12 protein-coding genes are annotated in these 12,677 nt (G+C 69.1%); 4 read left to right on the forward strand and 8 right to left on the reverse strand.

From position 1 onward, the window contains the following. Nucleotides 1–142 precede the first annotated feature (142 nt). On the forward strand, nt 143–1,618 hold the full coding sequence (locus ACI7BZ_RS20455; protein WP_414118967.1) for an MFS transporter: 1,476 nt from the start codon (nt 143–145) through the stop codon (nt 1,616–1,618). Nucleotides 1,619–1,666: 48 nt separating this feature from the next. On the opposite strand, the gene ACI7BZ_RS20460 is transcribed toward ACI7BZ_RS20455, so the two are convergent. Beyond that, entirely contained in the window at nt 1,667–2,332 is a 666-nt protein-coding gene (locus ACI7BZ_RS20460) for a superoxide dismutase (RefSeq protein ID WP_414119226.1), read from the reverse strand. A 378-nt stretch (nt 2,333–2,710) separates the two neighbouring features. Further along, a complete protein-coding gene (locus ACI7BZ_RS20465; protein ID WP_414118968.1) occupies nt 2,711–3,259 on the reverse strand; it encodes a DUF2478 domain-containing protein in 549 nt (182 codons plus the stop codon). Between the two features lie 177 nt (nt 3,260–3,436). On the opposite strand from ACI7BZ_RS20465, the gene ACI7BZ_RS20470 reads away from it, so the two are divergent. After that, nucleotides 3,437–3,886: a DUF930 domain-containing protein gene (locus ACI7BZ_RS20470; protein WP_414118969.1), complete on the forward strand. Its 450-nt coding sequence runs from the start codon at nt 3,437–3,439 to the stop codon at nt 3,884–3,886. Nucleotides 3,887–3,937: 51 nt separating this feature from the next. Beyond that, the gene (locus ACI7BZ_RS20475) at nt 3,938–4,246 is read left to right on the forward strand and encodes a hypothetical protein (protein ID WP_414118970.1); all 309 of its coding nucleotides are present in this window, start codon (nt 3,938–3,940) and stop codon (nt 4,244–4,246) included. A gap of 233 nt (nt 4,247–4,479) precedes the next feature. Here the strand turns inward: ACI7BZ_RS20475 and uvrB are convergent, their stop codons facing one another. Then, on the reverse strand, nt 4,480–7,149 hold the full coding sequence (gene uvrB / locus ACI7BZ_RS20480; RefSeq protein WP_414118971.1) for an excinuclease ABC subunit UvrB: 2,670 nt from the start codon (nt 7,147–7,149) through the stop codon (nt 4,480–4,482). Nucleotides 7,150–7,295: 146 nt separating this feature from the next. Here uvrB and ACI7BZ_RS20485 point away from each other — a divergent pair, with 146 nt between their 5' ends. After that, the gene (locus tag ACI7BZ_RS20485; RefSeq protein WP_414118972.1) at nt 7,296–7,658 is read left to right on the forward strand and encodes a DMT family protein; all 363 of its coding nucleotides are present in this window, start codon (nt 7,296–7,298) and stop codon (nt 7,656–7,658) included. A 23-nt stretch (nt 7,659–7,681) separates the two neighbouring features. On the opposite strand, the gene ACI7BZ_RS20490 is transcribed toward ACI7BZ_RS20485, so the two are convergent. The 5 genes from ACI7BZ_RS20490 to ACI7BZ_RS20510 all read right to left on the reverse strand — a co-directional run bounded on the left by ACI7BZ_RS20490 (nt 7,682) and on the right by ACI7BZ_RS20510 (nt 12,477). Beyond that, complete coding sequence (locus ACI7BZ_RS20490) at nt 7,682–8,467, reverse strand: hypothetical protein (RefSeq protein ID WP_414118973.1); 786 nt, start codon at nt 8,465–8,467, stop codon at nt 7,682–7,684. Between the two features lie 47 nt (nt 8,468–8,514). Then, on the reverse strand, nt 8,515–9,894 hold the full coding sequence (locus tag ACI7BZ_RS20495) for an 8-oxoguanine deaminase (protein ID WP_414118974.1): 1,380 nt from the start codon (nt 9,892–9,894) through the stop codon (nt 8,515–8,517). 222 nt (nt 9,895–10,116) lie between these two features. Next, a complete protein-coding gene (locus ACI7BZ_RS20500; RefSeq protein WP_414118975.1) occupies nt 10,117–11,253 on the reverse strand; it encodes a PQQ-dependent sugar dehydrogenase in 1,137 nt (378 codons plus the stop codon). Between the two features lie 75 nt (nt 11,254–11,328). Further along, entirely contained in the window at nt 11,329–11,688 is a 360-nt protein-coding gene (locus ACI7BZ_RS20505; RefSeq protein ID WP_414118976.1) for a hypothetical protein, read from the reverse strand. A 165-nt stretch (nt 11,689–11,853) separates the two neighbouring features. After that, entirely contained in the window at nt 11,854–12,477 is a 624-nt protein-coding gene (locus ACI7BZ_RS20510) for a glutathione S-transferase family protein (RefSeq protein ID WP_414118977.1), read from the reverse strand. Nucleotides 12,478–12,677: the final 200 nt, after the last annotated feature.

Genomic DNA, 12,677 nt, shown 5'->3' on the forward strand with positions numbered 1-12,677 from the left:
CACGCAGCGCGCCTGTTGCAAGGCATGGCCACGCCACGGGAAGAATGGACGGGGCGCGAACCGCCGGGCGGATGATCCACGCCCCGGCGGCGCGACGCGATGGACCGTTTCCGGCTCTCGGGGTGGAGCCAAGGGGGTGCAAATGAACCAGTCTCGCCCGATACCCGCCGAGAACCTCGGCCGGTCAGTCCAGGACTATATCGACGAAACCCCCATCTGGCTGGACGGGACCCCCGTGCCGGCCACCCCCATGACGGCCATGCAATGGCGCATCTGGTGGCTGGCGGCGGCGGGCAAGTTCTTCGAAGGCCTGGTGGTCTTCATGACCGGCGTGGCCCTGCCCCTCATGGCGAAGGAATTCGGCATGAGCGCCTTCCAGCACGGCATGGTCAGCGCCGCGAGCCTCGCCGGAATCCTCATCGGCGCCCTGCTCCTGGGCGGCCTCGCCGACCGCTTCGGCCGCAAGGTGATGTTCATCGCCGAGATGATGATCTTCATCCTGTTCCTGGCGCTGCTGGCGATCAGTCCCAACTATGCCTTCACGGTGGCCTTCCTGTTCGGCATGGGCGTTGCCCTGGGCTGCGACTATCCCACGGCCCACCTCGTGATCTCGGAAAACATCCCGAGCGTGGCGCGCGGGCGCCTTGTGCTGAGCGCGTTCGGCTTCCAGGCGGTGGGCGCGCTCGTCGGCACGCTGGTGGGCTATGTGGTGCTTTCCAACCTCTCCGACGTCACCGCCTGGCGCCTGATGTATGCGGTGGCCATCCTGCCGGCCGTGGCGGTGGTGGCCGGCCGCTTCTTCGTTCCCGAAAGCGCGAGCTGGCTGCTGGCCCGCGGGCGACTGGACGAAGCCCGCGTTCATGCGGAACGGCTGCTGCGGCGCACGCCGCAATATCCCAAGTCCATCCAGCTCGCGCGCCGTCACGCGCACCATCACCATCCGGCCGATGCGCACCCCGCCGCCCTGTTCCAGGGCCGCAACCGGCGCGCCACCATCCTTGCAAGCGTGCCCTGGTTTCTCCAGGACCTGTCCACCTATGGCATCGGCATCTTCACCCCCACCATCCTCGCCGCGGCGCTCGGCCACAGCGCCACCCACGCTCTCGACCTCACGGACATCGTGGCTGACGACATGCTGGCGGCGGAAGGCGCGGCCCTCATCGACCTGCTGCTCATCGCCGGCATCGGCGCGGCGGTGGCGCTCGCCGACAAGGTGGGGCGCATCCCGCTGCAGATCTTCGGCTTCATCGGCTGCGCCGCCGGGCTTTTGATCGCGTCCCTGTCCGCTTATTATGACGGGTCGGTCAGGATCACACTCATCTTCGCCGGCTTCATGCTGTTCAACTTCATGACCAACCTCGGCCCCAACGCGCAGACCTACCTCATCGCCGGCGAGGTGTTCCCCACCCATATCCGCGGCATGGGGGCCGGCTTTGCCGCGGCCTTCGCCAAGATCGGCGCGGTGATGACGGCCTTCATGTTCCCCATCCTGCTGGCGGACCTGGGCACGCAGTTCCTGCTTTACGTGCTGGTCGGCGCATCCCTCGTCGGGGCGGTGGTCACCTATGCGTTTCGCATCGAGACCACGGGCAGGAACCTCGACGACATCGGCCTTTAAGGCCCAGCCGGCCGACCGGAGGGCGAGGCCCCCCGGCCGGTCCAGGCCTCATCCCCAGCGCTCGGAGACGAAGGCCCAGTTCATGCGGTCGTCCAGCACCGCCTTCACATGGGCGGTGCGGCGGTTCTCCCAGTCGAGATAATAAGCGTGCTCCCACACGTCGATGCCGGCGAGCACCGTCTTGCCGTCGGGAAGCGGGTTGATGGCGTCCTTAAGGCCCACCACCTCCAGCTTGTCGCCGCTGCGCACCAGCCAGACCCAGCCGGTGCCGAACACCCCGTCCCCCGCATCCGTCATGGCCTTCTTCAGGCCGGCGAGGTCGCCGAAGCCGGCCTTCACCGCATCGGCGAAGGCGCCGGTGGGCGGATTGGGGCCGCCCTTGAACTCGGCCCAGTACAGATCGTGGTTCCAGGCCTGCGCCGCATTGTTGAAGACGGCGGCATCGCCGGCCTTGCGCGAGGCCACCACCACCTCTTCCAGCGTCATGTCCGCATAGGGCTTGCCCTGCACGAGGGTGTTCAGCTTGTCGTAATAGCCCTTGTGATGCTTGCCATAGTGCAGGCCCACCGTGCGGGCCGAGATGGTGGGTGCGAGGGCGCCGTCCTCATACGGCAGCGGCGGCTGCTGGAAGGGGGCCGCCGCCCGGGCGACGCGCGGCATGGCGAGGCTTGCGAGCCCCGCCCCGGCAAGGGCGAGGGCGGCGCGCCGGCTCATGGCAGGAGCGGCGGGCGCGATGGGGTGGGCCAGGCACCGGGACAGGGGGGTCGTTGCAGTCATGGGTAAAGCCTCCCTTGGAAAGCCCTGCCGGCCACGGCCTGGGGCAGCCGGACGGACGGGCGACTTCTTCTGCCTGAACAAGCCGCAGGTGCGCTCCCCCGTTCCGCGCGACACGAGACGATGCGCGGAAGCCGCCCCGCGGGGCAACCCGAGCGCCACGCCAGGGCGTGATCCGCACATAGGGAGCAGCGCCGCAGCTTCCTATGCGTGGTGAAACGCCTTCGCGCGCCAAAATAGAGCAGGCAGGCCCGCATGCGAAAGCACGACCGCGGGAGGAGGCGGGAAACGGCACGGCGCGGGCACCGGCGGAGCGCTTCAGCCCGGCATGGCCTCGGCCAGGGTGCACCACCAGGCGTCCACCTCGTCGAGCGTGGCGGGGGCGACCCCGGCGAGGTCGCCGGCAAATCCGTCCCATTGGCCGCGCACCGTGGGCGAGACCGAGGTGAGCACCGCAATTTCCGCCGCAACGGCCGCATGGAAGGCGCTGGTGAGCCCCCGGCCCTCCGCTTCCTGGCGGCCGAACTTGGACAGGATCACCACCGTATCGGAGAGGTTGCCGCCCTCGGCGAGGCGGGCGGCGATGGCCCGCTCCACGCCCGCCGCGGCGGCAGCAAGGCCGGCGGGATCGAGGCTGCAGCCGGCAGCGCCCGGCCCCAGAGACTGGTGCAGGCGGTTGGCCTCCCCCGATACGAGATCCAGCAACAGCACGTCCTCGTGATCACAGCCCGGCGGCATGTGCTCCACCACGCCCAGCACGCGGACACCGGCCGCCCGCAGGCGCTGCGCCGCCTGCGCCAGCAGGGACTGGATCACCTCACGGTCCCCCCCTTGCAGGGCCAGGATCAAGGGCCGCTCACCCGCCATCACGCCATTCACCCCATCCCGTCGCGCCCCTGCCGGGCGTGCCGGCGGACAGCTATATTCAATTCAGCATAACACGGGAGCCATCGCCCGAAACAGGCGCGCGCTGCCGTCCCATCTGTGCCACACACGCGCATTATGCGCGACTGCAAGCCTGTGTCAGCCTCGGATGGGATTATCTTGTCGTTTCACGCCCCCCTCGCCTGCCGTGCCGCCGTCCGGCCCCTTGCTCCGACGCAGGGTGTCCTCATCATCGCCGCCTGTCTCGCCACCCTTTCCGCGTTTCCCGCAGCCGCCGCCGGCGCAACCGGTCGCGACGCGGTGATGCTGCACGTGGACCCGGCGGCGCGGGTGGAACAGCGTTGCAACGCCCGCGCCATGGGCGAGGTGAGCCGCGCGGACAAGGACATGCGCCCGGAGGAGGTGGTGGCCTACGCCTTCGCCGAACCGCAGCAGGCCCCCGCCGCCATCACCGCGCCCGGGGCCGCCATCCGCAGCCATGGACGCTGGTATCACCTCGCCTACCAATGCCGCACCAGCACCGACGGCATGGACGTGGTGACGTTCAGCTATAAGCTGGGCGCCGAGGTGCCGCGCGCAGAGTGGGCCGAGCACAGCCTCGTGCCGTGACCGTTGCCCAGAACCGGCGCCGGATGCCGCACCAACACACGGGGCCGCGCCATGAAACAGCACCTGCCGAGGGATGAAGCCACCGGACCCGGCGATGCGCCCGCCCACCCCGCCGGGGCGCGACCTGTGGCGATGCGGCGCGTGGCGGCGCGCAAGGGTGCCGTCGGCGCTGGCGCCGTGGGCGCCGGGGCCATCGGCACGCTGGCCCTGGGGGCCCTGGTGTTCGGGGCCGTGGCGGTGGGTGCGGTGGCCGTGGGGGCCTTGGCGGTGGGTCGCCTCTCCGTCGGCCGGGCCCGCATCAGGCGGCTGGAGATCGACGAACTGGTGGTGGGGGAGATCACCCGCCGCCGCAGCCGCTAGCGCGTTTTCAGCAAAAGTAAATTCCGGTTTTGCGTTAAGAAAACGCGTTAAAACAAAAGCCTAGGCACGTTCGGCGAACCGATGTTTACCGAACATGTCCTGGTGGATCAACCGAAACGGATAGTCCCCATCCGTTTCGAAAAGTTGATCCAGTAGATCAAAGGCATGTGGTTCGACCCGCCGGCGGCAGATGGGTTCCATCTGTCGCGGTCGAACCACTAGCGCGGTCCGCCTCACCCCTTGCGCCGCCCGCCCTTGCGGTGGCCCTTGGTGCCCGGGTCCGGCCGCGGGCCGGGGCGGAAGGTTTCGTCGGACAGGGGCACCACCCGATCGGAACCGGGACCCATGTCGTCGAGGGACGGCTTGTGGGCACGGGTGGGCACAGGCGAAGCCAGCGGCGTCTCGGCCGGGGTGCGCGCCGCCTTTGGCGTGGCCGCGCCCGGCGGGGTGTAGGGCGTCTGTGCCTCGCCCATGCCCGCGTCGTCCGCGGCCGCCGCACGCGACTTGCCCGAAGACTTCGCGCCGGCCCGTCCGCGCGGCAGCAGGCGGCCGGCCTGCTCCTTCGACGGCAGGTTTGCGGCCTTGCCGTATTTGCGTGCGCCCTTGTAGCCGCCGGTGCGGTCGTCCACCGCCTCCTGCCGGGCGAGGGGATCGTCGGAGATGGCGAGCTCGGTGGCCTCCAGCCGGCGGATCTCGTCGCGCAGCCGGGCGGCGGTCTCGAAATCGAGGTCGGCGGCGGCGGCGCGCATGCGCTTTTCCAGGTCCGCCATCACCGTCTTCAGATTGTGCCCGAACGCCGCCCCCTCCTCGGCAAGGCCGGCATCCACCTGCACGTGGTCGCGCTCGTAGACGGAATTGAGGATGTCGCCGATGGCCTTCTTCACGCTCTCGGGCGTGATGCCGTGCTCGGTATTGTAGGCCACCTGCTTCTCGCGGCGGCGGGAAGTCTCCGCCATGGCGCGGTCCATGGAGCCGGTGACGTGGTCGGCATAGAGGATCACCCGCCCGTCCACATTACGGGCGGCGCGGCCGATGGTCTGCACCAGCGAGGTTTCCGAGCGCAGGAAGCCTTCCTTGTCGGCGTCCAGAATGGCCACCAGCCCGCATTCGGGAATGTCGAGGCCCTCGCGCAGCAGGTTGATGCCGATGAGCGCGTCGAAGGCGCCGAGGCGCAGATCGCGGATGATCTCGATGCGCTCGATGGTGTCGATGTCCGAATGCATGTAGCGCACGCGGATGCCGTTCTCGTGCAGATATTCGGTGAGGTCCTCGGCCATGCGCTTGGTGAGCACGGTGACCAGCGTCCGGTAGCCCTTGGCGGCCACCGCGCGCACCTCGCCCAGCAGATCATCCACCTGGGTGCGGGCCGGGCGCACCTCCACCGGCGGGTCGATGAGGCCGGTGGGGCGGATCACCTGCTCCACGAACACGCCGCCGGTCTTGTCCATCTCCCACGGGCCGGGGGTGGCGGAGACGTGCACCGTCTGCGGCCGCATGGCCTCCCATTCCTCGAAGCGGAGCGGGCGGTTGTCCATGCAGCTGGGCAGGCGGAAGCCGTATTCGGCCAGCGTCGCCTTGCGGCGGAAGTCGCCGCGATACATGGCGCCGATCTGCGGCACGGTGACGTGGCTCTCGTCGATGAAGACGAGGGCGTTGTCGGGCACATATTCGAACAGGGTCGGCGGCGGCTCGCCCGGCTTGCGCCCGGTGAGCCAGCGCGAATAATTCTCGATGCCGGCGCAGCTTCCCGTCGCCTCCATCATCTCCAGATCGTAGCGGGTGCGCTGCTCCAGCCGCTGTGCCTCCAAAAGGCGCCCCATCTTGTAGAGCTCGTCGAGGCGCATCTTCAGCTCGGCCTTGATGCCCTGCACCGCCTGGATGAGGGTCGGGCGGGGCGTCACATAATGGGAGGCGGCGTAGACGCGCACGCTCTTCATGTCGCCGCTCTTGTGGCCGGTGAGGGGGTCGAACTCGGAGATGCTCTCCACCTCGTCGCCGAACAGCGACACCCGCCAGGCGCGGTCCTCATAATGCGCCGGGAAGATCTCCACCACGTCGCCGCGCACCCGGAAGGTGCCGCGGGCGAAGTCCGACTGGATGCGCTTGTACTGGAGCGCCACCAGATCGGCGATCAGGCCGCGCTGGTCGATGCGCTCGCCCACCTTGATGTCGAAGGTCATGGCCGAATAGGTCTCGACCGAGCCGATGCCGTAGATGCAGGAAACCGAGGCGACGATGATCACATCGTCCCGCTCCAGCAGCGCGCGGGTCGCCGCATGACGCATGCGGTCGATCTGCTCATTGATGGACGATTCCTTCTCGATGAAGGTATCCGTGCGCGGCACATAGGCTTCCGGCTGGTAGTAATCGTAATAGGAAACGAAATACTCCACCGCATTGTCGGGAAAAAAGCTCTTGAACTCGCCATAAAGCTGCGCCGCCAATGTCTTGTTTGGCGCCAGCACGATGGCCGGGCGCTGGAGCCCCTCGATCACCTTGGCCATGGTGAAGGTCTTGCCGGAGCCGGTGACGCCGAGCAGCACCTGGTCGCGCTCCCCCGCCTGCGCCTGCGCGCACAGCTCGGCAATGGCCTGGGGCTGGTCGCCGGCGGGCGAAAAATCGCTCTTCATCACGAACGAGACGCCGCCTTCGGACTTGGCGGGCCGCGGTGGGCGATGGGGCGTCCAGGTCTGGCCGCTGATCTCCGCCCGCCCCTGCTCGATCAGCCGGGACAGCGCCTGAACCGTGGCGGAGGCGCCGGCGCTCTCGAAATCGAGCGAGAGGTCCCCGGGCGCGAGCCCGAGGGACTGGGCGAGAACGGGGTCGAGCGCCTGCTGGGGCGCCGGCTCGAAATGGCGCTGGGAGCGCTCACCGAGCTTTCCGGGACGGGATGCTTTGGCCATGGCGGGAATATGGGCTGCAGCGCCGCCGCCCGCAACGGCCCGCCACCCCAAACCGACGGGGACCGGGGCGGGGGGACGGCGCGGGGTGGCGAACGAACGGCCTCTGCTCCATTGTGGCCGCTCCTGCCTCCTTGTGAAAATCCACGATGCCCGCGCTGTCCACCCTCCTGCCGCCCCACCTCGCTCCCATCGTCCTGCTGTTCGCCTCGAACGTCTTCATGACGTTCGCCTGGTATGGCCACCTCAAGCACAAGTCGGCGCCGCTGGTGGTCGCCATCCTCGCCAGCTGGGGCATCGCCTTCTTTGAATATTGCCTCGCGGTCCCGGCCAACCGCCTCGGATCGGCGGTGTATTCCACCGCGGAGCTGAAGACCATGCAGGAGGTCATCACCCTCGTGGTCTTCGCCGGCTTCTCGGTGCTCTACCTGAAGGAGCCGCTGGGCTGGAACCACCTGGTGGGCTTCAGCTTCATCGCCGCCGGGGCCTTCTTCGTGTTTCAGAAGTTCTGACGCCCCGCCGTCAGCCCCGCGCATCAGCCGGCCAGCGCCCGCCGCACCAGCGCTTCCACCTGCGCCACGGGCGCCTTGAGCCAGTCGTAGGCGGGCGGAATCGGCGCCTGCGCCAGCTGGTCGGCGAAGCGTTCCACATGGCGGCGCGGGTCGGCGCGGAATTGCGGCTGCGCCATGAAGAACTGCACCGACACCGTGGAGCAGGGATGCTTGGACGTGGCCGAGAGATACTTCGCCACCGTCTTCGGCGGCCACAGGAATTTCCCGAACCGCCGGTCGGCGTGATAGTGCTCGAACAGGCGATTGTAGCCATGCCAGTTCAGGGCGCGGCCGGTCACGGCATAATTGTTGGTGTAGATGACCCGCTTCAGCGGCCGCAACTCGATGATCGGCGCGCTCTGGGAGGCCTCGTAGGAGGAATGCTGCGGCCCCACCATGATGGAGCCCCACCAGATGCCGCTTACCGGACGCGGACAGGCCGCCTCCAGCTCCTCGAACAGGCCGGGGGAGAGCCAGTCGTCATCATCCACGAACACCACGAGGTCGTCCCCCGCGCGCCGGGTCGCGCGCAGGCTCTCGTGGGGGATCACCTGCGCACCGCGCACGGCGGCGAAGCTCTGGCGCGAGAGCTTTGCGATCTCGTGGCGGAAGCTGCGGTAGTCCACCTTCATCGCCTTGTCCCACAAGGCCATGAAGTCCACCAGCAGGTTCTCGTCGATGCCGTGGCGCCGCAGGAAACGCCGGGTGTCGTCGTCGGTGAGGCCGAGCCAGTCGGGACTGTAGCGCACCGCGACGATGCGGTTCCCCATTCTCAACTCCGTTCCGCCCGCGCGGCGCCTGCCGCGCGCTCCTCATATCAAGCGGGGGCGAGACACGCCAGTTCGGCCGCCATGGCGTTGTGCCGCGCCGTGACTGATGGCAGGTCCACGGTGAGCAGATGCCCGTCGCGCACCACCACCCGCCCGTTGATGATGTTCAGCGCCACCTGCTGCGGCGCGCAGAACACCAGCGCGGCCACGGGATCATGCAGCGCGCCGGCAAAGGCGGGGGCGCTCGTGTCGAAGGCCACGAGGTCCGCCGCCATGCCGGGGGCCAGCACGCCGATATCGTCCCGGCCCAGCACCGCGGCACCACCGCGGGTGGCGATTTCCAGCGCCGCGCGCGCCGTCATGGCGTCCGGCCCGAAGGCGACGCGCTGCAGCAGCATGGCTTGGCGCGCCTCCCCCAGCATGTGCCCGCCGTCATTGGAGGCGGAGCCATCCACCCCGAGGCCGACGCGGATGCCCTCCGCCCGGAACCGCTTCACCGGGGCGATGCCGGAGGCGAGGCGCATGTTGGAGCAGGGGCAATGGGCAATGCCGGTGGAGGTGCGTGCAAACAGGGCGATGCCGGGCGCATCGAGCTTCACGCAGTGGGCGTGCCACACATCCGGCCCCACCCAGTCCAGTTCGCGCACATAGTCCGTGGGGCTCATGCCGAAGGTCTTGTGCGAGAAGGCGATGTCCGAATCGTTCTCGGCCAGGTGGGTGTGCAGCGTCAGCCCGTGCCGGCGCGCGAGGCGGGCGGTCTCCCGCATGAGGTCCTGGCTCACCGTGAAGGGCGAGCACGGCGCCAGCACCACCCGCAGCATGGAGAAGCGGGCGGGGTCGTGATAGGCCGCGATGAGGCGCTCGGCGTCCTTCATCACGAAGCCCTCGTCCTCCACCACCCGGTCCGGCGGCAGGCCGCCCTTGCTCTCGCCCACGCTCATGGAGCCCCGGGCGGCGTGGAAGCGCATGCCGATCTGCCGCGCGGCGCGGATGGAATCATCGAGGCGCACGCCGTTGGGATAGATGTAGAGATGGTCCGACGAGGTGGTGCAGCCGGAGAGCATCAATTCCGCCATGGCGGTGAGCGTCGCCGTTTCCACCATGTCCGGCGTCAGCCCGGCCCAGAGCGGGTAGAGGGCGCGCAGCCAGTCGAACAATTCCGCATCCTGCGCCGCCGGCACCGCCCGCGTCAGGCTCTGGACCATATGGTGGTGGGTATTGACGAGCCCGGGCAGCACCACGTGGCCGCCGGCGTCGATCACCTCGTCGGCGCTTTCCGGCAGGTCCGCTGCGCCCCCCACGGCGACGATGCGCCCGCCTTCCGCATAAAGCCCCCCGCCGGCGATCTCGCGCCGCGCATCATCCATGGTGACGAGGACGCGGGCATTCTTCACGAGCAGGGTCTGGGCGGGGTCACTTGCGGGCATGGGCGCTCCGGGCGGGCGGACCGCAGCGCATCTGCGGCGGGCGCGCGATCTTAGAGCGCGATCTGCTCTTATGGAACTGCGGCCCCGCTTCAAACGCGCGGGGAACCGGCCTCCAACTCATTGAATGGAAGAAGATTTACTGCCCTCACCGAATCGCCTCGGCATTGCGGTGGGGGCAGATCCGGCTCCCGGCGGCCGCCCGGCGACGGCAAGCACGGGGCATCAGTCCGCCGCCGGCACCACCCGCAGGATCTCGCCCGTATCCTCGGCGATGAGCCACAGGGCCCCGTCGGGACCCTGGCGCACATCGCGGATGCGCTTGTCCAGGGGCAGGCGCTCCTCGCCCAGGACGGCACCGTCGCGCACCTTCACCGCCACGAGGGACTGGCCGGCAAGGGCGCCCACGAACAGGTTGCCCCGGAACGCCGGCAACAGGCCGGCCGAATAGAAGGACGCGCCGGAAGGGGCGATGGACGGGTCCCAGTAGAACAGCGGCTGCTCCATCCCTGCCTTGCGGGTGCCCTCGCCGATCTGCGCCCCGGAATAGTGCCGGCCGTAGCTGATGACCGGCCAGCCGTAATTCCTGCCTACTTCCGGCCGGTTCACCTCGTCGCCGCCGCGCGCGCCGTGCTCCACGGTCCACAGCCGGCCGGTGGCCGGCTCGATGGCGGCGGCCTGGATGTTGCGATGGCCGTAGCTGTAGATTTCCGGCCGCGCGCCGGCCCGGTCGCGGAACGGATTGTCCTTCGGGATGGCCCCGTCCGGGGCGATGCGCACCACCTTGCCGAGGGTGGTGGACAGGTCCTGCGCCTTGTCCCTGAGGTCGAACCGGTCCCCCAGGGTGATGAACAAGCTGCCGTCCGGCGCAAACACCAGCCGCGAGCCGAAATGGCTGTTGCCGGAATGGGCCGGCTGCTGGCGGAAGATGACCTCAAGCCCGGCCAGCCCCGACAGGTCCTCGGCGAGGCGGGCGCGGGCGACGGTGGTTGCAGCGCCATCCGGCCGCGGCTCGGCATAGCTTAGATACACCAAGCGGCTGGCGGCGAAATCCGGGTCCAGCGCCACGTCCAGCAGCCCGCCCTGGCCCCGTGCCGCCACCTGCGGCACGCCGGACAAGGCCGGCCCGATGCGGCCCGATGCATCCACCACGCGCAGGCGCCCGTCCCGCTCCGTCACCAGCAGGCGATGATCGGGCAGGAAGACAAGGCTCCACGGATGATCGAGGCCTGAGGCGAAGCGGACCACGCGCACCCGCTCGCCGAGAAGCGTCCCCACGGACTGCGCCGCCGTGGGGACGGCGGCTGCGACGAGAAGAAGGCCGGCGAGCAGGGCGGGCCACGCCCGGAAAGGCTTCGACATGGGGTCATTCCGTCGCACATTTCGCGCCTGCAGGGGCCGGGGAAACCCGGCTGATGGCCCCATCGGCATGCGCGCTCAGCGGCGCGACCGCTGCCCGGCACGCACCCGCGCGAGGCGCAGCACGGCGCGGCGGGCGAGCAGGAATGCGGTTCCCGCAAATGCCACCGCCGCGGCCACGGCGGAATGGTCGATCACACCGTCCACGATGATCTGGCTGGCGGCGGCCGCATGTTCCGCGCTCAGCACGAAGGCCACGGCGCCGATGGCCAGCATGAGGGCAAGGGTGAGCCCCGCCTGGGCGATCGCATCCCCGAGCTTGTGGTCCCGCACGGCGCGGGCCAGCATCTCGGGATCAGCCGACGAAATGCCCGCCTCCGCGCGAACCTGCCGCCCGAAGGAAAAATGCCCTGCTTCCATGTCAACGCGTCCGGACATGATGATCTCGCTTCAGTGGAACGCATCACACCTGTGCCGACGACTTCGAATCAGTTGCGCCGGCACAAACGAGGGTGGAAAGGAATCGTGGCACGACCGCGACCTCGCCCCTGCATATCATGGCAACAAGATGGCCACTCCTCACAGAAGCGCGATCCATCCCCGCTATGCCGCCGCGACAGACGGCCGCCATTCCATGTCCACATGGCCGGGCTCTGCGGCCACCCGCGCCAGCCAGCTGCGCACCGCGGGGAATGCGGCGAGGGAGAAATCCCCCTCCTCCGCCACATGGGTGTGGGCATAGAGCGCGACGTCGGCGATGGTCGGCACCTCCCCCACGAAGAAGCGCCGGCCTTCCAGGTGGCGTTCCATCACCCTGAGCGCGCCATAGCCTTCCTCCTGCCACCGGTCCACGTCATGGGTGCGCAGGTCTCGGCCGCCGCGCACCTGCCGCAGCCAGAAGCGGGCCGTGGCGATGCCCGGCTCGTGGCTGTTCTGCTCGAAGAACATCCAGCGCAGGGTCTCCGCCCGGGCGAAGGGATCGGCGGGAAGGAAGCGGGTGCCCTCGGCCAGATAGAAGAGGATGGCGTTGGATTCCGCCAGCATGCGCCCGCCGATGTCCAGAAGCGGCACCCGGCCTTCCGGGTTCAGGGCGAGGAATTCCGGCGTGCGGTTCTCGCCGGCGAAGATGTCCACCTCCATCAGGCGGAACGGGCGGGCGAGCTTCGCCAGCATCAGCCGCACCTTGTAGGAATTGCCCGAGGATTGCGTGGAATAGAGCGTCAGCACCGGCCCCCCTTCCTTCCGCCGGCCGGATGCGCCGCCGCGGACACGCCCCGCATGTGGCTGCCGGCACCCCCCTGCGCAAGGGGCGGCCGGGGCGGCACGGGCCCGGCGCATTCATCACGCGGGCGTGCCGGCGCATTCACGATCCTTGCTTGTCCGCCGGGGGAGGCTGAACTAGTGTCCGCGCGCGCCGGCACCTTGCC

Origin of the sequence: Xanthobacter sp. AM11 (assembly GCF_047444035.1) — a bacterium.
Lineage (GTDB): Bacteria > Pseudomonadota > Alphaproteobacteria > Rhizobiales > Xanthobacteraceae > Xanthobacter.